We start from the raw sequence: 22,202 nt of genomic DNA, 5'->3' as shown, positions 1-22,202 counted from the left end.
TCACACGATAGATCTATACGTCCACCCGGATCGGCAAAATGACCGTTGGGATGCCGTTCCACTGCAGCCTGCGCTGAATCGAGTGGGCTGTTTCATTATGGAGTATCTTCTGGAATGGATTTTCATGCCGAAATACTAATTTTCCTGTAAATACGGTTGATCTTGGAAACTCTTTGACCGTTGCTTCAACAAGATCAGAGGCTTCATCTACCACATCGGTCCCTACGATTGTTCTGCAGTCAGCAGGGAAACCGTGATGGCGGGTAACCTTTACATATTTCATGAGATCATTTTTGACAGATTCTTTTAAGGCTTCTATTTCAGCAACGCCTTTAAAGGAACCGGAATCAATCTCTGCAACAGAGAGAAAAATATAGTTTTTATAAACATCGGGGAAATAGCGGACAATAGAAAGCAATGTGTGCAAACCAAATCCATTATACCCGCTAACGAGAAGGATAGCGGTCATTTCTTTCGGGTCAATAGGGTCATTATTGAATGGTTCCGAGGCAGGAATATCTGAGAGCATCTCTTCAAGCTTTTTTACGCCAAGCCTTACTTTACGGTAGTGAGCACGAATCAGATAACATAATCCTATTACCATTGATGTAATTACGATTGTGACCCAGCCGCCTTCACCGAATTTTTCGTAAACAGTAACGGTGAGAATTGTAAGGCAGAGTATTAACCCTACGATATGAATCACGATATGCTGTTTCCATTTTTTGTCTTTTTCTCTGTTATGGAGAAAGAAGCGGACCATGCCGAGCTGGGAGAGGGAAAAGGTAACAAAAACATTAATGGAGTACATAATAACAAGGGCTGTAATGGAACCATGCGTGTATATAAGTAAAATAAACGCTGCAAGCCCCATGAGGATAACCCCGTCCTGCATGGTGAGCCGTTCAGATAACGATGCGAAACGACGGGGAAGCCAGGAGTCGATAGCCATATTTGACATAACCCTCGGACCGTCAATAAAACCGGTTTGAGCGGCTACCGTGAGAAGTGCGCCCTCAGTGAGAATCGTTATAAGGGCCAATAATCCTCCAAGAGGCCAATGCGCAAAAACCTGTTCGGACAGGATTGCATTGAGTGTCCTGCCTTCCTCGGGTTTTATCCTGAAAAGAAGATAGCAGACCAGAAGACCGCCAGCCGTTATGGCAAGGGATGTTGCAAGGTATACCATAGTCCTTTTCCCTGTTTGAACTTTTGGTTCACGCATAATCTGCATGCCGTTTGAGACCGCTTCGATACCGGTGTATGTTCCTGCACCCATGGAGAAGGCCCGCAAAAAGATAGCCATAAGTCCAACAAATCCCACACTTGCCAAACCGGTCTGGAGATTTCCTTTCATTTCAGTCACAAGTGGCTTCACCTCGCCGATATGGCTGAAAATGCCGGAGCCGATAAGCAGGATATGGGTAATAATAAAAATGACAAAAATCGGTGCAAGTAGCGTTACCGATTCCTTTACCCCTCTTAAATTCAAAATAACGAGAAGAACAATAAGAAATCCTACAAAAATTAACTTGTACTTCTGGAAGGGGAGGGGAAAGAAACTGAATATGGCATCACCGCAGGAGACAAGGGAGACCGTTATTGTTAACATATAATCAACGAGCAGCGCACAGCCGGAAATAACCCCTGCATCCTTGCTGATGGTGTGGGTTGCAACGATGTAGCCTCCGCCTCCATGAGGGAAGTGTTCGATGATCCGGGTATAAGAATAGGATATGATAACTACGGTAAACGCCGTTGCAAGGGCGATAAAAATGGCAAGGTATGTATGGGACCCCAATGTCCTGAATGCCTCTTCGGGACCATAGGAAGAAGATGAAAGACCGTCTGCCCCGAGGCCAATCCACGCGAGTATCGGTATGAGTGAAAGTTTATGAAATATGGAAGGTTCATTGACATCCTTTGGCGCACCTATGACTTTTCGCTTAAACCTTTCAAATAAACTCGGTTCCGGCTCTGAAATGTCTGGCTCCATATTAATACTCTCCTTTGCTGTTGATGTGCTTGATTTTTATGTTGGGATTTATAATAGCTGATTTTTCAAGTGACATACCTTTGAGATAATTGTAACTCTAAAAGGAAAAGGAATGCAAATCGAATCTCTTCGGGTCCATTCCCCGATGCTTGCCTCGTTCACGTCATGTTGCGAAGCAACATCCAGTTATTTCAGTATCTTATCGACTCAGAGGTGCAGGGGGCTGCAAAAAAGAACATATCTGAAGAGGTAGAGAATTGTGATTACGGATTGTGGCATTGACAAAACACCACCATTTGTTTTAAACAATGGCTATATTTTTGTGGTAAAGAATGTTTATTTAGTGGTCTATTCAGGATGAAAAAATCATGAATTTATTGAAGGCCTTATTTTTTCCATTGTTTATTTTTCTGTCCCTTGCTATTGTTCGGCCGGTATTTGCCGTCCGCCCCTTTGTTACCGATGATGCCCGCGTTGTGGGGGACCATCAGGGACAGGTTGAGACCTCTGTACGGTACACAAAGGACTCTTTTTCGAACCTGAACCTGGCTGCCATTGGTCCGACAGCCCGATCTGAGGTGACAGTGGGTTTTGTCGATGGCTTCCCCCTCGACAAGGAATCGAACCGCAGCTTTTCTATTACCGGACCTCTCGTGCAGTTTAAGTACCTCTTATGGGAGGCCAAACCAAACAGTTATCCCGGGATGGCAATGGCTGTCGGCGCCTCTCCGCCATGGGGCAGAGGCGATTTCAGGCCGGAGCAATGGAGCGGATTTGCCTACGCCGCAATGACGGAATCCCTTTTTGACCGGGAACGGGTGCTTATCCATGCCAACATCGGCATATCCACCAGCAGCGAGATTACCGTTGGCACATGGGGACTCGGCACCCAGATCCGCATGATCGGGGGTCTACACGCAGTTATGGAAATATTCTGTAATGATCCCTATGCAGGAAAAATTGGAGGCGCATATCAGGCAGGTTTTCGCCACATAGTAAGCGACCATATCCAGATTGATTTTACGGGCGGGTCAGGACTCTTCGGGAGCGACCAGATCAACACATTTGTGGGAATGGGCTTGAGGGTGGTAAGCGATAAACTGTGGTAAAGCAGGGATGCGTATGCGTTTCAACATTTAAATTTACATTCCCCCTGTTCTGTGCTATTTTTTCACAAATATATTCGGTAAACAGGATTTTTAATGGTTTCTACAAAAACTTTTTTTAAAGTCACTGCGATTGTTTTTGTCGCTTTTTTTCTGACCTCCATTTTAACCATCGAGTCCGAGCAGATAAACAGGAATTCAAAAATCAAATTCCCTGTTTGTGTAGATTCCGGGGTTGAGTTGGCCTCAACGGCTTACTACGACCCGATGCCATATCTTCTCAATGCTTCTTCAGGGTTCTACCTGTCTCCCAGCATAGAGCACATCGTAAGCCAGCTCCACTTATCATCCCACCTTTACAGAGGTCCACCGGCAACACATACCGTGTAATAATCCTGCGCGCCTGCCAAAACCTGCCGGCACATAAATACTATTGTAATCATCTGAGTAATTCAGATGAAGTTTTATCAGGCTTATCCGGGAATTGAAGGGAAAACTTTTTTCTGAGGTAGTCAATGAAACTGATAAAAAAACCGATACTGCATATATGTGTAATTATACTCTTAATCACACTGGCTGTTACGCCTGTGGCATTGTGCTATGAAGAGATCGGGCTCGATGAGGCCCTTGTCCAATTTTACAAGAGCAACTTTGACATTGTTGCAAGTAAATATGAGATTGACAAGGCGTATGCCGATTACGTAACCGCAAAATTACTACCGAACCCGAACCTTACCGTAAACTACAACAACCTGGCCATGTCTCAGTGGAAGACTTCCCGATGGGACAATACCCAGTTGACCGTACGGGTAGACCAGCTCATCGAAACGGGCGGCAAAAGGGCTTTGCGGACAGGTGTTGCCTCTGAGGTCCTCGAGGCGACACGGATATCCCATAAGGATGTAATCAGGAACCTTCTCATTGGCTTCTACAACCTTTATTACACCCTCAACCTCGATGATTTGAGTATTGAATTTGCCCGCAATGAACTTGCCCGGTATAACAGGCTGCTTCAGGTTGCAGAGAAACGGTTTAGCGCAGGGTTTCTCTCTTCAATCGATTATACAAAGCTCAAGGTTGGTAAAATCGACCTTGAGAACAACCATACAAACCTTGCAAACCAGTTGCTCAACGACATCGATTCATTCAGCCTCCTCTTGGGCAGCGATGTACGGCGCAAGCCTGCAAGAGTTTATATACAGGATCGTTATCCGACCTTTGTTGAGGCAGACCTCTTTGCCGTTGCAAACGAAAACAGGCACGATCTCCTCTCTCTTCAACGTCAGCGTAAGGCGGCTGAGAACAATATTTCGCTTGCTAAGGCATACAGGATTCCCGACTTTTCGATAGGCGGCGAATACGATTCTACAGGCAACCCGGCCACATCGGGGATCGGTATGGGCATAAGCGTCCCACTGCCAATCTTCAACAGGTATCAGGGGGAAATTGCGAAGCGCACCGCCGAAATGCAGCAGCTCGATGTCCAGCTTGCAAAGACAAAGAGGAGAATAGCGTCGGATGTACACCTGGCACTCAACAATTACACTGCGGCCCTGAAGGTCTTCGAATCCTACAGGGACAACAAGGATCAGATGGATACCCTCATGCAGAACAGTGAAAAGGCCTTTTCTTTAGGAGGAATCACGGTGCTTGAACTACTTGACACCCAGAAAACATACAGAGATTTTATCACAAAATATCACCAGACCTTTATCCAGTCGGTGCTCAACGGGCATCTCATAAAAGTATATACAGGAGAAATAAAATGATGAGGCGGATTATTCCATCACTCGTTGTGCTCGTGCTCGTTCTTCTCATTTCGGGTTGCGGCAGGGCAGGTGAAAAAAACGCAAAAGCAGAGAAACAAGAAATAAAAACCTATAAGGTTACTACCACAGAATTGCGTTCCTACGTTGAAGCAACGGGAAGCATCCAACCAGACATTGAAGGCACATCCAGGATACTTCCTTACCTTGCCGGTACTGTCAGTAAAATATTTGTGAAAGTCGGCGACAAGGCGAAAAAAGGAGATGCCCTCATTAGCATTACAAGCCCCGATGTGACCGATACACACTCAAATTATCTATCAACGCTCACACAGTCGAAACAGGCAGAGCGTATATACAACCTCAATAAACAGCTCTTCGAGATCGGTGCGGTTACAAAAAATGACCTGCTGAACAGTGAATCAAACTATAAACAGTTAAACGCCATAGCAGAGGGGTTGAAGAGTAAGCTAAGCATATATGGCTTTTCAGCGGACAATGATGCAGTCGGACTGAAGCAAGGCCGGATGGATACGGTGATGATTAGGGCGCCCATGAACGGATATATTGCAGACATCCAGACACACACGGGCGACAAGGTGGATGCATCAACGCCATTAATGACGATGGCAGACCCCAATAATATAATGGTTGTGGCAAATATATACGATACAGACATTCAAAAAGTAAAAAGAGGGAGTAATGTTACCTTCCATGTAGATACCCTCCCGAATGTAGCATTCAAAGGCATTGTCACATATGTGAGCGATGTATCGGACGTAGATCTTAAGACTGTAAAAACCTACATCAGAATTATGGACAAAAAGGACCTCTTCAAACACAATATGTTTTTACAATTAAAAATAGAAGGAGAGAAGAGGCAGCTCTCCTTGATCCCGCAATCGGCGATGGTCTATAAAGAAGGAAAATTCTATGTATATCGTCCTGACAAGGATGGCAAGAATAATCTGAAAGAAATAAAACCTGTCAAAGAGATCCCGGGAAAACTTATGGCAGTTGAGGGTGTTGCCGAAGGAGAGGAGATTGTCCTTACTGCCATAGAACTGGAAAAGCCATGAGAAAACTGACCGTTTTTGTTGCTACCCACAGTGGCATCCTGCTGGTTTTAACGTTTACCATGTTCATTATGTCGCTTTTTGTCGTGAAAAGCCTCAATGTTGAGGCTTTTCCTGATCCATCTGCACCGAGTATTGAAATTGTTGCCATTTATGAAGGGAAGTCTGCCGAAGAGGTGGAGAGGCGCATTACCATACCGATGGAGGTTGGCCTTGCAGGCATGAGGGGTATGGAGCGAATAAACTCAATCTCTATATATGGCCTTGCAGATGTGAAGTGTAAATTTTCATATGACATTTCATACAGAGAAGCAAAACAGGAGGTTATAAACAGACTCGCCGGCATATCGCTCTCCGATGGAGTGCAGGGCAATATCATCGCAGGAGACATGGGTGAGGTAATGCAGTATGTCGTCTCCGGTTCCAACAACCTGATGGAGCTGAGGACACTCCAGGACTGGACCATAGGCCGTTATATCAAAACTGCCCAGGGTGTTGAGGACGTGGCAAGCTACGGAGGGTACATCAAGGCCTATGTTGTCAAGGTAATCCCCGAAAATCTGATAAAATACGGCATAACCCTGTCACAGGTAATGGATGCACTGTCAAAATCGAATGTGAATGTAGGCGGGAGAACTATCGAGCTGGGCGATCAGTACTATATGGTAAGGGGTATAGGGCTCATAAAGAGTCTCGAGGACATAGAAAACAATGCCGTTATATATAAAAACGGTAAAGCTGTGCTTATTAAAAACATAGCACAGGTGAGCCTCGGAAATATTCCAAGAACAGGCATCATACTATTCAATAAAAATGACGACGCGGTAATGGGGAACGTAATACTCAGGAGGGGCGAAAAGAGTATCCCCTCCATACAGTCCATTAACGATAAAATCAAGGAACTGAACACTAAGATACTTCCGAAAGGTATTCGGATATCCCCTTACTACGAGCGGTGGCAACTTATAAGCACGGTAATAAAAAAGGTTATTGAGTCTGCTTCCCTGGGTATAGCCCTTGTAGCCATCACACTCTTTGTTTTCCTGGGGAATATCCGTGCAGCGATTATGACGGCCCTTGTCATACCTATTTCACTGGCAATTACCCTTGCGGTAATGGCTGTCACGGGGGATTCTGCAAACCTCCTTTCAATCAGCGCCATCGATTTTGGTATCATTGCAGATATTGCCCTTGTTTTAACTGAAAACTACATACGCGTTGCGAGGAAATACGGATCTATCAGCGGAACCCAGGCAAAGGCAGTACATGAAAGATCCCTTGTGAGGGCAACAAAAGAAGTAGGGGTTCCCATTATCCTTCTTGTTTGTATCATTATCATTGCATTCATTCCTATTTTTACCATGAAGGGCGCTGAAAAACAGATATTCTCACCCATGGCAAAAACATATTCCTATGCCCTCATCTTTACCTTGTTGCTCACCTTTACTTACCTCATCGCATCCATCCACACATTCCTTGAAGGGCATGAAGGGAAGGGTTTTCGATTTGTTGAAACAATGAGTGAACATTATGTGCGGTGCGTAACATTTTTGATGCAGAGGTCCCGTCTCGTTCTTATAGTCACTGCCGGTGTAATTCTTGGCGGGTTCGTAACCAGCTTTGCCGTAATAGGTACCCAGTTTCTTCCGAAAATGGATGAAGGGAATGTATATATCAGGATCACATTGCCTTATTCCGTGTCACTCAGCAAAACGCATGAAGTCGCCAAAAAAGTAAGAGATATTCTCATTGGTTTCTCTGAAGCAAAATCGGTTGCTATCCGTGTCGGAAGGCCTGAAGATGGCACAGAGGCAACAGGGCCGTTCAACAGTGAGTATTATATGAATCTCCACCCTTACAATAAGTGGAAACGGTCCATAACAAAAGAACAATTAGAGGAAGAGGTAAGGGAAAAACTTACCCGTTTATTGCCCAACGCCACTATTAGCTTGTCCCAGTACATGCAGGACAATCTTGATGAGGAAAGCTCGGGAATAAAGGGTGGCGAGAATGCGATAAAGGTATTCGGAGATGATCTTAATGAACTCGACAGAACTGCAAGGGAGATCAAGGAGAAGATTGAAAAGGTTCGGGGGATAAATGACGTTGACATATACAAGGAACTTGGCCAGCCAAACCTCCTGATAGAGGTTGACAGGGAAGATGTGGCGGCTCTTGGTTTAAGCGTCCAGGAGGTACTCGACATGGTCTCGGCTGCACTGGGAGGGAAAGTTGTAAGCCAGATTATAGAAGGCGATAAAAACTTTGCACTCCAGGTAAGCTTTCCCTTTGATTACAGGAATGAGCCTCAAAAGATAGCACATATTCCAATAGTTCTGCCAGGTGGAGGGGTGGTGCCGCTTTCCAGGATGGCGAAAATACGGTATGATACAGGGGCATCATCAATTTTCAGAGAAAACCACAGGCGCTTCATACCAATTAAATTCCGCGTATCTTCAAAAGATTTGGGGGGAACAGTGGAGAAGGCGCAGAAAGAAGCCGTAAAGGCCAATATTCCCGAAGGGTATTTTATGGAATGGAGCGGTATATTCAATGAAATGAAAGAGGCCTTCAGAAGATTCTATTTTTCTATCCCTCTGGCAATTTTTCTTATCATTACATTGCTTTATATGTTTCATGGAAACATGAGAAATGTTCTGCTCACCATAGTCGCTCCTGTCTGCGCTGTCTTTGGCGGACTCGTCAGCCTCCTCGTTACGGGTCAGTCTCTTAGTATCTCTGCGATAGTCGGTTTTATATCGATCATCGGCATATCAACATTTAAAACATGTATTTTAATAAGTCATTATCTTGAAGTATACAAGGAGAAGAAAAGCCGTCAACTGGCAATCATTGAAACAGTGAGGGAAAAATTCAGGTCGATTCTTATGGTCGGTCTTACCGCCTCATTGGGACTTCTTCCTGCCGCTCTGGCTCATGGCGTGGGGAGCCAAATTCAGAAGCCCCTTGCCATTGTAGTGGTTGGCGGCATGCTGATAGGCACCGGTATCATTCTCCTCGTCATGCCATTGCTTTTTAAATTTGTCCGTATTGAGGAATAACCGGTCCATAAAATACAAAAAAGGGGGTGTCGCGTGTCTCAATTTATAAGAATCAAACACTACATCATTAATCTGGAAACACTGACCTATATTCGTGTGGGAGAAAATTACATCGACTTCGGGTTCACCTTCCCTACCGAAAAGCCCGGCGGTCACAACTATATACGGCTTGAAAAGGGTGTAGATTTAGATAGTGCAGATTTTGAGGAGGTGAAGGACTTCGTTCTCAGCCTTCCCGACCCTGACAGGGTTATCGTTGTATAAGTGTTATGAAGTTGATGGCCGTTGTGCAAATTTAATCGATCCTCTGCATCCCTATACCAAGATATTTTTTGGCCAGGGCGATATAGAGTTGCTTTGCCATGCCCCAGTATTCTTCATCTTTCGGGGCGATTTTACGTATCACCTTTGCGGGATTGCCTCCTGCCACAACGCCGCCGGGTATAATCTGCCTCATCTTTACAATGGAACCTTCCGCAATGATGGTGTTTTTGCCGATTTCAGAATAGATGCTCAGAACAGCTCCCATGCCTATGACGCTCATCCGCCCGATGATCGCTGAATGAATAATAGCTCCATGGCCGATAGTAACCCTTTCGCCGATACTGCAGACTTTATCTGGCGGGGCATGAACAACAACCCCCTCTTCAACGGCCGTGCCCGAACCAATCTCGATGGTACCGTAATCACCTCGTAGTATTACCCCGTGCCCGATATAGCACTCATCCCCTATTTGTACATCTCCGATAACAAGGGCATGTTCGCTTACATATGTGTCCTTGCCCACCCTTGGTTCTTTTCCGTCAAAACTGTATAGCATATAATACTCCTGTAATTTAGAATTGGCGCTTAGTGCTTACTGCATAGTCGCTCTCTGTCTTCTGCTCTCTGTACCTGTCTGGATATGGCCACTGAAGGCTCCTTTCTTCGGATATTTGCTATGGGATTATTATATCGAAACAAGGCCTGTTTTTCCATAAAATGTTGGACATTTATGCAATTATATCATACCGTTACCTTTTAGGTCTTGTCCATTTCTACGCAGAAATGTATACTACTCTTTAAGAAAGAAAAGATGCCCTGAATATTAAACAAAAAAAGGAGGGGATGATGGCGTATAAAGAATGTCTATCGTGTGGGAAAAAGGTTCATCCGAATACCAAAACATGCAAACACTGTGGCGCTAATCCTGATGTTGCAAAGGTTGTTAAGGAAGAAATTGCAAAAGATGATGCTCTTTCTCGCTTCTCATCTACATATAAATCTTCGAGAATGATGGCACAAGTTTCTTCATTGGCCGGATGGCTGATATTTGCCTTCAGTATAACAGGGTTAATTATGGCCTTTGCTGAAAAGGGAATGCCTTCATCACTAATAATATTTGGCCCGTTACTGGGGGTTGTTGGTGGCATTATTATTATTGTTTCAGGTCAGTTGACGCGTGCTGTTGCTGACGTTGCCGATCACTGCAGTGAAATACTTGCGATACTCAAATCGAAAACTCCGAAATAAACCACCTGATAATTTGAATCTGACAGGATAGATTATTGAAGAGATATTTCTGCCCTCTGCCATTATCATGAATACAATGCCTTCACAGGCTCGTACTTGGTACCCTGGATGGCAGGATAGATACCTGCGAGGACACCTACGATCATACTTATGAAAAGGGAAATGAAAATATTCTGCAATCCGAACACAATGGGAAATCCCCCGAAATAGTCTACTATGATGGTAATCGCAAAACCAACGGCAACGCCAAAGGCGCCTCCAATAAGGGCCACAATAACCGATTCGGTGAGAAACTGGAGGACAATATCCCTTTTCTTTGAGCCAACGACCCTCCTGATGCCGATCTCCATCTTCCGTTCAGAAACAGAAAGGAGCATAATGGCAAAAATGCCCAGCCCCCCTATGAGAAATGATACCGTCGAGGCAATAATGGTTAGAACAGTTACAAGACGTATCCCCTCTTCCCTCGTCTTTAGTATGTCTTCCATGGTAAAAACTGAAAAATCGTCTTTCTCGCTGGCTTTCATGTTATGGATCTTCCTTACAAAGGCCCTGAGCCTCGCCTTCATCTCGTTGAGCGGTATACCATCCTGTGCCTGTATGTAGGCGCCCTTAATATAATCAATGTTGCTGTACCGCCTCATGAAAGTATTCAGCGGGATATACACAATAATATCCTGATCCTGACCCGTTAAATCTGTACCCTTTTCTTCCATGACACCGATAATTTCGGTTGGCACCCTGAAGAGAAGAATGTATTTGCCGATGGGGTCCTTCAAATCAAAAAGGTTGTCGTACACCTTGTATCCCACAACAACCTTTTTTTCTGTAGTACGATCATCATCTTTTGTGAAGTACCTTCCCATGAGAAGGCTTGTATTTTTTATGGAAAAAATGTTATCCGTCACGCCTATCACGCTCACCCTGAGCGTCTTATCCTCATAGCGTGCAGGATATGTCGTATCATAATACGGGGCAATCTCATCTATGCCTTGCAAGGACTCCTTGATCCGTTTTATATCTGAAAGCTTCAGGGTCCTGGCCTCTGAAAACTGTTTCGTTGCCCTTCCAGCCTGAAAGACAAGACCAGCCCTGAGGATAACAAGATTTTTCCCGAACCTGCCAATCTCATCATCGATTTTCCGTTTCATACCGCTGCTGATATTCCCGAAAGCAACGAGACTCATGACAGCAAAGAGTATACCAAGGAGGGCAAGCATCATCCTTGCCTTGTGGACAACGAGGTTTTGCAGGGCTATTTTCAGATAGAATTTGAGCGAATATATCATCCGCGAATGGCCTCAATGGGTTCGATTCTGCTCGCCTTCAATGCCGGCTTCAGACCAGACAAAACTCCTGTAAGGAAGCTGAAAACCAGTGCAAAAATAACGACCTTAAATGAAAATTCCATCGGGATATTAAAAAGTTTCTCAAAGGTGCCTTCAAGGGTGATACTCAGCAACACACCGGCAATACCCCCAAGGATGGTAATAAAGACTGATTCAAAGAGAAAAGAGAGCAGGATGCCTTTCCTCGTTGCCCCATATGCCCTCCTGATACCGATATCCTTTTTTCTCTCTTGGATTGTAAGGTAAAAAAGGTTGGCAAGCACAAATCCGCTTACCACAAGCGCAACAATAGATGCAGTTCCGAGGAACAAAAAGAGCGAACCGGAAATTACAGAAACAAACTGGAGTATATCCTTTGAGCTTCTCGTCATGAAATTGTCTTCGCCCTCATCCGGTATACCATGGTTGTTCCGAAGCACCATTTTTACATCTTCAATGGTTGCATCCACATCTCTGTTTGTCTTTAATCGTATCATGCTGAGAAACCGCTTTTCATTGGAAAGTCTGCTCATAACAGTGGTCAACGGCATAATCACCCTGTCATCCATGTTGGGGCCGCCGACAGAGCCGCCCCTCTCCTCAAGGACACCTGCAACCTTTGTCGGCAACTGACCGATTTGTATGACCTTGCCGATGGCATTTTCACCTTTAAACAACTCTTCGGAAACCTTTGCGCCGATCACACATTCCGCCTCTGCATTGTCATATGCTTCACGGGAAAAGTATGAGCCGCTTTGCAGTTCCCACTTAAAGGATGTAAAGTAATTTTCGGTTCCCCCGACAACCTGTGTCTGCCATTTTCTGTCCCGATATTTCATATTGACGCCTCTCACCTGAAAGACCTTTAAAACATCGTAAATACCTCCAATCCTCTGAAGCAAATCCGCGTCGCTGACCGTCAATGTATTGACCCTTTCCCTTGCCGTACGCTGTCTTTCGCTTCCGCTGAAGATCATGATAGAATCCGGCCCCAGGGCTTCGAAAATCTCATAGGCCTTCTTATTTGCACCATCAATTGTAGTTACAATGACACAGATGGAAAGGATCCCAAGGGCGACACCGGAGAAGGAAAATACCACCCTGCTCCTGTAGTAGTAAAGGATCTTCAATGTTTCTTCTAAAAATTCTCTAAGTTGTGATATCTTCTGAGATAGTCCCATCCTCTATCCTTATCAGTCTTCTCCCGTAGGATGCGAGTTTTGGGTCATGGGTAACAACCATAACAGTCTTGCCATCCTCATTGAGCATGCGAAAAAGCTCCATGATTTCATTCCCTGTTTTTGAATCAAGAGCTCCGGTAGGCTCGTCTGCGAGAATGAGGTCAGGATCATTTATGAGTGCCCTTGCTATGGCAACCCTCTGCTGCTCGCCCCCGGAAAGCTGTGAGGGACGGTTATGGGTCCTCTCGGCAAGATTGAACCTCTGGAGTAAATGCCTTGCCTTGTCTCGCGGGTGTTTTATCTCCTTTGTTGAATACACCATGGGTATCAAAACGTTTTCGATGGCGCTTAAGTAGGGGAGAAGAAAAAACTGCTGAAATACAAATCCGATATGCCTGTTTCTGAAACCCGCAAGCGCCTCATCATCAAGACCTTCAACGCTGGTATCCATGAAATAAAACTCACCCTCAGTCTGCTTATCGAGGAGTCCGATAATATTCATGAGGGTTGTCTTGCCTGATCCGGAAACACCCATGAGGATTACAAACTCCCCCCGCTTTATCTCAAGGTTTATTCCTTTGAGAATCGGAAGTTCTCTCTCACCGACGAAATAGCTTTTTCTGATGTTTTTAAGGGTGATCACTTTTTGGCGCCCGGGGCAAGTCTTTTTACTACAGGGATCACAACACGCTCTCCTTCGCTGAGTCCTGCAACGATTTCGGTAGACTTGTCATCCCTGATGCCCGGCGTTACTTCTTTCCGCTCAGTTTTGTCTTTTGCCTTTATATAAACAACATTTTTCCCGTCTTCAAAACGTACAGCGCCATTCGGGACAATTAATACATCTGTTTTTTCACTTATAATAATCCTCACGTGGGTGGTCATTTCCGGTTTCAGGAAAGTTGTATCTTTCGGGTCTATCTTCACTATGGCAAGGTAATAGACAATATTTTCCTTAATTTCAGGCTGCGGGTAGATAAGGCTGATATTCCCTGAAAACCGCTTGTCTCTGTATGCATCGACCCAGTATTCAGCCTTCATAGCTGGCTTTACCCTGCCGATGTCTGTTTCATCGACATATATCCACATTTCCAGCTTTGAAGCATCGATGACTGTAATAAGATTTACCGCAGCAAGACCAGCCACAACCGTCTCACCTTCCTGGGTTGTCACCTGTGAAACATATCCGGAAATGGGGGCATAAATCTTATTATAGCTTAACGAAACCTCAAGGGCCTTCAGGGCTTCTATGGCTTCAACTACTTTGGCCTTTCCAAGCTCTACCTGGGCTACCGATACATCGAGTTCCCTCTTCGCCTTGTCAACACTGTCCCTTGTTGTAAATTCCTGCTTTAAAAGCCGCTCCTCCCTCTCATAATTTACCTTGCTGTATTGATACTGCGCCTCTTTAGCGGCCAAATCCTTTTTTTGTTCTTCTATCTGAGCCTGGAGATTTCTTATGTTTGCAAGTTTCTCCCTGTCATCAATTTTCGCAATGAGCTCGCCCTTCTTTACATAATCACCGACCTGGTATCTAAGCTGGATAAGTTCACCGGTAGCCCTTGTACCTACTTTTACGATAGCGCCTACCTGTGCCTTTACGATACCTGTCTGCTCGGCAAAATTTGTCACATTGCCTTTTTTAACGGTAAATACCTCACCGCTGATCTTCTCTGATTTGCCCCGTTTGCCGGTAAAATAAAAAACAACAAGGGCCGCTATGATTACCAATAAAACAATCCCTACGACACGTTTTTTTGTCAATTTCATAGTTAATTCCCGTCTGAATAGGATACTTTCTGAAGGTAAGCAAGGGCATTATTTGATTTATACATTGACACAACAAGATTCTCTTTTGCCTTTGCCCAATCCTTTTCTGCCTGAATAAGTGTGAGAATATCGCCTTTCCCTGCCTTGTACTCACCAAGAGCCTGGTTAAAGTTGCTTGTCGCTTCTCTTAACAGTTCGGTATACATCCTGATGTTCTCAAGACTCAAATCAAAATCCTTGTACGCCTTTATGATATCAAGCTTCACATTTCTCTTTATTTCTTCAAGCTTGTATTTCGCAGCATTAACATCCTTTTGGGCGCCTTCCATATTGTAATATCTTCCAACACCATCAAAGAGAGGGTAGCTAAAATTCAGCATAACCGTATCTTCTCTGCCATTGGGGAAAAATGAAGTATCCTGTCTCGCCTGTTGTAAGCCAACATCAATCTTCGGCCACCAGTTGCTTTTCTTTTCCTTATACACGCTGGTTAAACGGTCTATTTCCTTTAACTGGTAAGTAACATCGGGCCTCGTTTTAATAGCCTTTTCTGTCAGACTCTGATAGCTTTCCTGGAATTGCGGCGCTTCGAGTAACCCTTCAACATCATGTTTTTCATCAGGCTCTATCAAAAGAAGGGATTTCAGGTCCTCCATCGATTTCTCGTAATCAGTTACTGCATCGACCACATCGATCTTTGAAGATGTAACCCTTACCTCCGCCTGCAATACATCGCTTTTTCTGACTATTCCCTCTGTAAATCGGGCCTTTGTCAAATCATATAATTTTTTGGTTGTTTCATATGCCTCGTTCCTTTTCTCAACAACAACCCTTTTGCCCAATGCCGTGAAAAAAGCTGCCCTGATATTAAACAAGACATCATTCCTGATACCTTGCAGTTTCTCCTTCTCCCTGCCCATAAGGGAAAACGAGCCTTGCCTTTGTGCATATCTCAGTCCACCATCAAATAACCTGTAGGAGATAGCACCTGTAGCATTGTAAAATTCATTGTTGACAAGGGGCGTGAACCCTGACGTGTAAGTAACCGGTGCTCCGTACAAATAGCGCGTATATCCTGTCTGGATGGTGACGGTTGGCAGAAACGGGTCAATGGAAGAAATATATGAAAATTCCGTTCTTTTAACGGTCTCTTTCTGCTCTTTTATGGGATAAGAAACATCGATTGCCCTCTTGACTGCCTCATCGAGGGTTATTGAATAAGAATGGGAAGATATAAGGGAAAGGGCAAAGAAGATAATACAGATAAAGAGGTTTTTTTTCATCAATATGTTAGACTGGGACCCTTTTCATGTCAGATTCACATCGAAACAGTTCATTTATACCACAGTTACGGCAAATTTTCAAAATAACACCAGCCCTTTTCATCTCGATATATATGAACAATCGTTCATGTGAATACATGTTCAGTTTATACAATGGCACGATTCGTGTCAACAATAATTTTTGATTATTGTACAGGTAAGTTACAATGTAAAATTGTTTACTCTCACCGCATCATGGAGTAATGTTTTAGAAGATTAAAGAAATAAAAGTGACCGGGATAAAATAAAGGGGGTAACAGTGATTAGCAGATATCTCATCCTTAAGCTTTACAACGCTGCCGTCATGCAGCGGTGGAACGATAAAATACGGCCTGTTGAATTGAGGGAGCTCGACAAACAGGCGCATAAGATGATGATTGCATATTTTCTCGGAAAATTTGAGGAAGGGGAAAAAGGATTCAACTGGCTGGAAGTTATCGAAGGCGGCTTCTTCGAATTTCTTCAGCGTATCGTCATTACAGATCTGAAGCCCCAGATATTCAACAGGATAAAAGAGAACCATACCCGATATGATAAACTGAATGCATGGGTTTTTCATCAGCTTGAAACTGTCATATTTCCATTGGGGGAAGGTTTTGTGGAGAGGTTCAAAGGGTATTTCTCGACAACGGATGATACAATCAACAAGAAAATCCTGAGCGCCTCCCATTTTTATGCTACCCGCTGGGAGTTTGACATTATCGAGAGGGCAAACCCGGGAGGATATGAAATACCGAAGATAAAGGACCTCCTCCAGGAAAGGCAGGAAAAGTACTATGACCTGAAGGGAATCCAGCAGCTTGCCCTCTATCCACGATACAGGAACTTCATTGACCTCTGCGGTCAGTTGAGATTCCAGTTGCGCTGGAACTATGTGAACATGAATCCCCGCATATCGGTATTAGGGCATATGCTTATTGTGGCAATCCTGTCATACCTCCTCACGCAGGAGATCGGCTCCTGCACCCGTCGATGCGTCAACAACTATTTCACCGGATTATTCCATGACCTCCCTGAGGTCCTCACAAGAGACATCATCTCTCCGGTGAAACGTTCTATTGAGGGTTTGGATGAACTCATTAAAGAATATGAAAAAGAGCAGATGGAAAAAGAGGTATACGGCCTTATTCCTGATAAGTGGCATCAGGAAATGAAGATGTTCACCGAAGATGAATTCAGCAGTATCGTGACAATAAACGGTGAAACAAGCCGTGCAAGTTCCGATGAGATATCGGACCGTTATAACTCAGATTCCTGTAATCCCCGTGATGGAGAACTCATAAAGGCTGTAGACGAACTCTCTGCCTTCACAGAGGCTTACCTGGCGCTGGAAAACGGTGTAAAATCAAAGGAATTGAACGAAGCAAAGGCATCGATAAGAGGGAAATACAAAAACAGGATAATTGCAGGGATCGAATTTGACAGGATTTATGCAGACCTTGAAGCAAATTCTGCTGTTGCAGGGTGATACCGCCATTATTGACTTTACGACAATTTCACCAATCGTTAAAACAGTTTTAACAACTTCTTCCGGGAGGGCAGTTATTGCGGCAATGAAAAAACTGCTCCTTATTGTCCATGTTGTTTATAAGAGCAGAGAACCGTAACGTGATGCTGCATAAAAGATATTATTGAAAAAAGAGTTGCAGTCAGACATGTTATTCGAAGCCAGCTTCGGGGAATTTGACCCTTAGAGATTAAAGTGCCGAGGGACGGAATTGAACCGCCGACACGGGGATTTTCAGTCCTGAAAAGTCAATATTTTCAAGGTGTTAACCTTTTTGAAATGATTGATAATTTGATAATATTAAAAGAGAATGTGAATTTTTCTCTTTTGGTTGCCGTGAGTCAAAATGAGGTGGTTTTTGGTAGGCTTGGGCACATTTTAGGCACATAAAAATATCGGCAACACACAAGGCCCCGCTTAGAAATAGGCGGGGTTTTCTTATAGATATTATAGGGTGTAATACAATGAAAAGATTGAAGTACATCGTTTCGTGTTGTAAGATGAAATAAAGAGGTGCCATTTGAAAATATTTGGATGGGAGCCATGATTTACATTATCGCCATACTCCTTCTCATCCTTGTTCTTGCCAATGAAACTGCACGTAAACTGCTGGGTTTGTTATTAATCGGGGCCGTAATGTTAGCAATTGCAGCCGCCATTCTTTTTGTTATTTTTATGATTGTAGTATGGGTGTTAACCTCAAAGCGCTCAGCAGATGTTTCAGCGCCAGTTACTGCTTCGGTTCCAACAATTGCAGCTTCTCCATATAGTTTTAACGAAAACACTATTAACATTATTGCGGTCGTAATCATTGTTGGTATTATCGCTGCAATCATTTTTGACCAATACAAGCTGAGAAAAAATAAAATTAATTTCTTCATTGAATTAAAAAGTGAACGGAAAAATGACGAAACAGGTGTAAAATATATTCAAGGGATGCTTCTGTAGAGCGACAAGGCCGGAACCCTTAAATAAATAGGGATGCACGGGGGGCGATATGAGAAGTACAGTTTCAAAGTATATTCCAACTATTCAGGTATGTTCCTTCTTCTGTTTTGCTGTTATCATGGCGGTTATGCTGAGCCTTATCCCTTTCCCTGTCAGGGGAGAGATTCAAACCATCACCCGCACCGTCAAAGAACAATTCGGAGGCAGTAGGTCAGCCGATGATGCACGTATTGCCGCAGTAGCAAGAGCAAAACGTGAAGCCTTGGAAAAGGCAGGGGTTTACGTGGAAAGTCTCGCTGTTGTTAAAGACTTTCGTGTAGAGAAAGATGAGATTCTCGCCTTGTCGGCAGGTGTCTTGAAAACTGAGGTTGTATCAGAAAAGAACTATGTCAGCGGGAACGTCAAAGGCATTGAAGTCGTGGTCGAAGTGGTTGTTGATACGTCCTTTCTGGAAGCGAGAGTCAAGAAACTTTTGGAAGACAGAAAACACCTGAATGACCTCAATCAGGCCAGGATAAAAGAGAAGGAATATCTGGACAAGATAACTAAACTGGAAGTGGAAAACCTGCGCCTAATGGCACAGAACAAAAGCAGCGACGATTTGAAGAGGCAATTTCAGGAGGCATCCCAGGGGCTCACAGCGGTGGACTGGTTTTATAAAGCCTCAGCACTCTGGCAGGACGAAAAATTCTCTAACCCCAAAAAAGCTATTGAATACCTGAATAATGCCATCCGCCTCAAACCTGACTTTGCCGTGGCGTACAACAACCGGGGGGTAGCATACAGCGCCCTTGGTCAGCACCAGCATGCAATTGAAGATTGTAACGAGGCTGTCCGGCTTGAACCTGATGATGCCAAGGCATACTACAACCGGGGGTTGGCATACTTGAGTCTCGGTCAGTACCAGCAGTCAATTACAGATTTCAACGAGTCCATTCGCCTCAAACCTGACGTTGCGATTGCATACTCCAACCGGGGGTCAGCATACGGGAAGCTTGGTCAGCACCAGCGGGCAATTCAAGACTTTAACGAGGCTATCCGTCTCAAACCGGATTATGCCGCTGCCTACTTAAACCGAGGGAATGCATACCATGGCCTTGGTCAGCACCAGAGAGCAATCGAGGATTTTAATGAGTCCATCCGTCTCAAACCGGACAATGCCAATGCATACTATAATCGAGGGAATGCATACTTGAAACTCCGCCAACCCCAGCGAGCAATAGAAGATTACAACGAGGCTATCCGTCTCAACCCAGATGATGCCGGGGCATATAACAACAGGGGGTATGCATATTTGCTTATGGGCAATACCACCCGTGGATGCAGTGACGCTCAAAAGGCGTGTAGTTTGGGGGATTGCAAGTTATACGAATTGGCAAAAAGGAAGGGGGATTGCCGTTAAGCGAAAATTACCTTGTTTGTACAATCCTGAACGCACCTATCGCGGGCATGGATGAGAGGTAAGAACTCATTGATGTTTTTGAAATTGCAAGCATAGAAATTTCAAAAGATAGCCAGGCCAAGTGACAAGGACGGGAACCTTGCCCGCCTTTTCCTTGAATAAAAAAGGAACTGCTAAAGGGGCAGAACGTAAATGGCAAAGAAGAAGAAAGACCCTCGTTTTACCATCAAGAACTATTATCCCGAACTACCCGAAGGCTGGGCATTATACAGCGAAGCCGACTTGGAGGCGTACAGGGTAACACGATTTATAGAACAATCGTTGCATTATCAAGAGAGGTTTCTTGCCGGTGATGAGAACGCTATCTATGAATTTGTGAAAAGTAACGAACATTGTTTCCGGGAAGTGTGGAAAATTGACACCGGGATTTTAACTTGCTATTCGGATAACAACGTTGCTGGTCAGAATCAAGACCAATCGTGGGTAATTAAGCAGATTGAGAAATGGAAGGCCGAAGGCACAAAACAATCTAAAGCTAAATTAAAAAAGCTATTTACAGCATATATCGATAGCCGAGGCAATCCCGGTGTTGGCTATGACTTTGATAACTTGGTAGTTTACCGATACATTGAAGATGCGAGGCTGAAAGGGCTTACTGTTGAAGAGGCTATAAATAATCTGACGAGAGAAGATTATAAAAAACTGGGTATCTCTTGCAAAGGCTGGGATGCCTTTCAGAAAATATATTATGGGCTAAAAGCACTGGAAGACGATGTAAAAACCACAGAGGCAAATTTGAGGTTTGAATATTTTTTCCCGACAAAAGGCATAACCATTTCTAAAAAATATAAAGAACAATTTCTTAGGGAACTATCCCTTTATTGGCAAGTTGAACTACTAACAACAGGGGCAATTTCTTTTCCTCACTATCGTCATGAAGCATATATTTACCCGGATTACAATTTTAATTGTCCAATGCTTCCATTAGACGAGGCCATTAACAAAGTGTCCGAAGATAAAAATATCAACATTGAAAACTTAACAGAAATATATCGTATTTATAGCCGCTTCGCTTCGTATAACCGCTAAACTACCACAATCATTAATATAACTTTGTGCCTGAAAAACCCCGCTTTTTGATTCCATAGACCAAAGCAATAAAACTATCGTTTACTTACCGTAACGATACGGTAAGGAGGCACGATAATGGCAAATGTTCAAAAGATTCCACATAAAAGGTGAACAGAAAGGAGATGTCATTAATGGGAAGAATCAATCTCGATGAATTAAAAGAAATGTTATCAAGCGGAGCAACCCAAGCATCACGTTCACGATATTTTAAAGTCAGTGAACCTGCGATTACCAAGGCAGTCAGGAAACTCAAGTGAAGATACCCCTTGACATACATATTATTCCATGTATAATAGTAATTATATATGGAGGTGTAATGATGCTGGTTAACACGAACAAGATGATTTCCGTAACCCGACTACAGAGAGAACTTACCCAAAAGTTGCGTGACGTCTCGGATACGAAAGAACCGCTCTTTGTTCTGAGAAATAATGAGGTTGCAGCCGTTATGGTATCGCCTGATGAATATTCTACCTTAAAAGAGCTGGAAGAGGTTCTTGAGCACTTCGAGATATATGAGATGGTACAACAACGCATGAAACACCATGATTCTTCTCAGAGCGTAACCCTTGAAGAAATAAGGGAACGTTATGGCCTATAAAGTCATATTTACAAAAGATGCCCATAATGACCTCAAAGGCCTCGATAAATCAATCAGGACTCAGGTTATAAAAAAGGCTATTGCCTTACAGGAAAACCCTTTCCTTGGGAACCCGCTGGGAAATAAATTCGGCCTTGACCTTACCGGCTATTACAAAATATATGTGGCAAAGAAAGCCTACAGGATTGTGTATCACCTCATTGGAGAGCAGATTGAAGTCGTCGAGATTGTTGGTATAGGAAGAAGAGACAAAGAAGAAGTGTACCGACTTGCAGTAAAAAGGTTGAAGGGAATCGTCCAAAAGGAAGAAGATAAAAGAGGAACTTAATGAGATTAAAGTGCCGAGGGACGGAATTGAACCGCCGACACGGGGATTTTCAGTCCCCTGCTCTACCGACTGAGCTACCTCGGCACAATGTTTATTTTAAACATAATTGCCGATTGTATGTCAAGACATTCATCGTACAAGCAGGATTGCGCCTCTAAAACCTTTT

21 protein-coding genes and 1 tRNA gene are annotated in these 22,202 nt (G+C 43.9%); 14 read left to right on the top strand and 8 right to left on the bottom strand.

The window, feature by feature from the left end; genetic code table 11:
- Positions 1-13 precede the first annotated feature (13 nt).
- Complete coding sequence (locus NTX75_08535; GenBank protein MCX5816273.1) at positions 14-1,996, bottom strand: APC family permease; 1,983 nt, start codon at positions 1,994-1,996, stop codon at positions 14-16.
- A 368-nt stretch (positions 1,997-2,364) separates the two neighbouring features.
- Between NTX75_08535 and NTX75_08530 the strand changes: the two genes are divergently transcribed.
- From NTX75_08530 to NTX75_08505, 6 genes are all read left to right on the top strand, one after another.
- A complete protein-coding gene (locus tag NTX75_08530; GenBank protein ID MCX5816272.1) occupies positions 2,365-3,105 on the top strand; it encodes a hypothetical protein in 741 nt (246 codons plus the stop codon).
- Between the two features lie 93 nt (positions 3,106-3,198).
- Positions 3,199-3,492 (top strand): hypothetical protein, encoded by a 294-nt coding sequence (locus NTX75_08525; protein MCX5816271.1) that lies wholly within the window; start codon positions 3,199-3,201, stop codon positions 3,490-3,492.
- Between the two features lie 125 nt (positions 3,493-3,617).
- Positions 3,618-4,871 (top strand): TolC family protein, encoded by a 1,254-nt coding sequence (locus tag NTX75_08520; protein ID MCX5816270.1) that lies wholly within the window; start codon positions 3,618-3,620, stop codon positions 4,869-4,871.
- Complete coding sequence (locus tag NTX75_08515) at positions 4,868-5,947, top strand: efflux RND transporter periplasmic adaptor subunit (protein MCX5816269.1); 1,080 nt, start codon at positions 4,868-4,870, stop codon at positions 5,945-5,947. Before NTX75_08520 ends, NTX75_08515 begins: the two co-directional genes overlap by 4 nt.
- On the top strand, positions 5,944-9,006 hold the full coding sequence (locus tag NTX75_08510) for an efflux RND transporter permease subunit (GenBank protein MCX5816268.1): 3,063 nt from the start codon (positions 5,944-5,946) through the stop codon (positions 9,004-9,006). The genes NTX75_08515 and NTX75_08510 overlap by 4 nt, the downstream gene beginning before the upstream one ends.
- 33 nt (positions 9,007-9,039) lie before the next feature.
- Positions 9,040-9,270, top strand: coding sequence for a hypothetical protein (locus NTX75_08505; GenBank protein ID MCX5816267.1), 231 nt, complete (start codon positions 9,040-9,042; stop codon positions 9,268-9,270).
- Between the two features lie 31 nt (positions 9,271-9,301).
- Here the strand turns inward: NTX75_08505 and NTX75_08500 are convergent, their stop codons facing one another.
- Positions 9,302-9,826 (bottom strand): gamma carbonic anhydrase family protein, encoded by a 525-nt coding sequence (locus tag NTX75_08500; GenBank protein MCX5816266.1) that lies wholly within the window; start codon positions 9,824-9,826, stop codon positions 9,302-9,304.
- Between the two features lie 290 nt (positions 9,827-10,116).
- Here NTX75_08500 and NTX75_08495 point away from each other — a divergent pair, with 290 nt between their 5' ends.
- Entirely contained in the window at positions 10,117-10,518 is a 402-nt protein-coding gene (locus NTX75_08495; GenBank protein MCX5816265.1) for a zinc ribbon domain-containing protein, read from the top strand.
- 65 nt (positions 10,519-10,583) lie between these two features.
- Here the strand turns inward: NTX75_08495 and NTX75_08490 are convergent, their stop codons facing one another.
- Genes NTX75_08490 through NTX75_08470 form a run of 5 tightly spaced genes read right to left on the bottom strand, consistent with a single transcriptional unit; the run spans position 10,584 to position 16,080 of the window.
- The gene (locus NTX75_08490) at positions 10,584-11,807 is read right to left on the bottom strand and encodes an ABC transporter permease (protein ID MCX5816264.1); all 1,224 of its coding nucleotides are present in this window, start codon (positions 11,805-11,807) and stop codon (positions 10,584-10,586) included.
- Positions 11,804-13,027 (bottom strand): ABC transporter permease, encoded by a 1,224-nt coding sequence (locus NTX75_08485; GenBank protein ID MCX5816263.1) that lies wholly within the window; start codon positions 13,025-13,027, stop codon positions 11,804-11,806. The genes NTX75_08490 and NTX75_08485 overlap by 4 nt, the downstream gene beginning before the upstream one ends.
- Complete coding sequence (locus tag NTX75_08480) at positions 12,996-13,670, bottom strand: ABC transporter ATP-binding protein (protein MCX5816262.1); 675 nt, start codon at positions 13,668-13,670, stop codon at positions 12,996-12,998. Before NTX75_08480 ends, NTX75_08485 begins: the two co-directional genes overlap by 32 nt.
- On the bottom strand, positions 13,667-14,797 hold the full coding sequence (locus NTX75_08475; GenBank protein MCX5816261.1) for an efflux RND transporter periplasmic adaptor subunit: 1,131 nt from the start codon (positions 14,795-14,797) through the stop codon (positions 13,667-13,669). Before NTX75_08475 ends, NTX75_08480 begins: the two co-directional genes overlap by 4 nt.
- A 2-nt stretch (positions 14,798-14,799) precedes the next feature.
- Positions 14,800-16,080, bottom strand: a complete 1,281-nt coding sequence (locus NTX75_08470) for a TolC family protein (protein ID MCX5816260.1) — start codon at positions 16,078-16,080, stop codon at positions 14,800-14,802.
- Positions 16,081-16,378: 298 nt separating this feature from the next.
- On the opposite strand from NTX75_08470, the gene NTX75_08465 reads away from it, so the two are divergent.
- The 7 genes from NTX75_08465 to NTX75_08435 all read left to right on the top strand — a co-directional run bounded on the left by NTX75_08465 (position 16,379) and on the right by NTX75_08435 (position 22,036).
- Positions 16,379-17,587: an HD domain-containing protein gene (locus NTX75_08465; protein MCX5816259.1), complete on the top strand. Its 1,209-nt coding sequence runs from the start codon at positions 16,379-16,381 to the stop codon at positions 17,585-17,587.
- 582 nt (positions 17,588-18,169) lie between these two features.
- Entirely contained in the window at positions 18,170-18,574 is a 405-nt protein-coding gene (locus tag NTX75_08460; protein MCX5816258.1) for a hypothetical protein, read from the top strand.
- 49 nt (positions 18,575-18,623) lie between these two features.
- Positions 18,624-19,976, top strand: coding sequence for a tetratricopeptide repeat protein (locus tag NTX75_08455; protein MCX5816257.1), 1,353 nt, complete (start codon positions 18,624-18,626; stop codon positions 19,974-19,976).
- Between the two features lie 192 nt (positions 19,977-20,168).
- A complete protein-coding gene (locus NTX75_08450; GenBank protein ID MCX5816256.1) occupies positions 20,169-21,065 on the top strand; it encodes a hypothetical protein in 897 nt (298 codons plus the stop codon).
- A gap of 173 nt (positions 21,066-21,238) precedes the next feature.
- Positions 21,239-21,364, top strand: coding sequence for a hypothetical protein (locus tag NTX75_08445; protein MCX5816255.1), 126 nt, complete (start codon positions 21,239-21,241; stop codon positions 21,362-21,364).
- Positions 21,365-21,423: 59 nt separating this feature from the next.
- On the top strand, positions 21,424-21,708 hold the full coding sequence (locus tag NTX75_08440; GenBank protein ID MCX5816254.1) for a type II toxin-antitoxin system Phd/YefM family antitoxin: 285 nt from the start codon (positions 21,424-21,426) through the stop codon (positions 21,706-21,708).
- Positions 21,698-22,036 (top strand): type II toxin-antitoxin system RelE/ParE family toxin, encoded by a 339-nt coding sequence (locus NTX75_08435; protein MCX5816253.1) that lies wholly within the window; start codon positions 21,698-21,700, stop codon positions 22,034-22,036. The genes NTX75_08440 and NTX75_08435 overlap by 11 nt, the downstream gene beginning before the upstream one ends.
- A gap of 11 nt (positions 22,037-22,047) precedes the next feature.
- Here NTX75_08435 and NTX75_08430 read toward each other — a convergent pair.
- A tRNA-Phe gene (locus NTX75_08430) sits at positions 22,048-22,120 on the bottom strand.
- Positions 22,121-22,202: the final 82 nt, after the last annotated feature.

It is taken from the genome of Pseudomonadota bacterium (assembly GCA_026388315.1).
Taxonomy (GTDB): domain Bacteria; phylum Desulfobacterota; class Syntrophorhabdia; order Syntrophorhabdales; family Syntrophorhabdaceae; genus MWEV01.
Note: the sequence above shows the minus strand (reverse complement) of the source record. Positions and strands in the feature narration are given on the sequence as shown.

Coding starts and splice junctions, on each gene's coding strand:
- NTX75_08455 (MCX5816257.1), top strand. CDS start 18,624: ATGAGAAGTACAGTTTCAAAGTATATTCCAACTATTCAGGTATGTTCC.
- NTX75_08510 (MCX5816268.1), top strand. CDS start 5,944: ATGAGAAAACTGACCGTTTTTGTTGCTACCCACAGTGGCATCCTGCTG.
- NTX75_08500 (MCX5816266.1), bottom strand. CDS start 9,826: ATGCTATACAGTTTTGACGGAAAAGAACCAAGGGTGGGCAAGGACACA.
- NTX75_08435 (MCX5816253.1), top strand. CDS start 21,698: ATGGCCTATAAAGTCATATTTACAAAAGATGCCCATAATGACCTCAAA.
- NTX75_08530 (MCX5816272.1), top strand. CDS start 2,365: ATGAATTTATTGAAGGCCTTATTTTTTCCATTGTTTATTTTTCTGTCC.
- NTX75_08445 (MCX5816255.1), top strand. CDS start 21,239: ATGGGAAGAATCAATCTCGATGAATTAAAAGAAATGTTATCAAGCGGA.
- NTX75_08525 (MCX5816271.1), top strand. CDS start 3,199: ATGGTTTCTACAAAAACTTTTTTTAAAGTCACTGCGATTGTTTTTGTC.
- NTX75_08475 (MCX5816261.1), bottom strand. CDS start 14,797: ATGAAATTGACAAAAAAACGTGTCGTAGGGATTGTTTTATTGGTAATC.
- NTX75_08440 (MCX5816254.1), top strand. CDS start 21,424: ATGATGCTGGTTAACACGAACAAGATGATTTCCGTAACCCGACTACAG.
- NTX75_08460 (MCX5816258.1), top strand. CDS start 18,170: ATGATTTACATTATCGCCATACTCCTTCTCATCCTTGTTCTTGCCAAT.
- NTX75_08485 (MCX5816263.1), bottom strand. CDS start 13,027: ATGGGACTATCTCAGAAGATATCACAACTTAGAGAATTTTTAGAAGAA.
- NTX75_08490 (MCX5816264.1), bottom strand. CDS start 11,807: ATGATATATTCGCTCAAATTCTATCTGAAAATAGCCCTGCAAAACCTC.
- NTX75_08450 (MCX5816256.1), top strand. CDS start 20,169: ATGGCAAAGAAGAAGAAAGACCCTCGTTTTACCATCAAGAACTATTAT.
- NTX75_08495 (MCX5816265.1), top strand. CDS start 10,117: ATGGCGTATAAAGAATGTCTATCGTGTGGGAAAAAGGTTCATCCGAAT.
- NTX75_08515 (MCX5816269.1), top strand. CDS start 4,868: ATGATGAGGCGGATTATTCCATCACTCGTTGTGCTCGTGCTCGTTCTT.
- NTX75_08470 (MCX5816260.1), bottom strand. CDS start 16,080: ATGAAAAAAAACCTCTTTATCTGTATTATCTTCTTTGCCCTTTCCCTT.
- NTX75_08520 (MCX5816270.1), top strand. CDS start 3,618: ATGAAACTGATAAAAAAACCGATACTGCATATATGTGTAATTATACTC.
- NTX75_08535 (MCX5816273.1), bottom strand. CDS start 1,996: ATGGAGCCAGACATTTCAGAGCCGGAACCGAGTTTATTTGAAAGGTTT.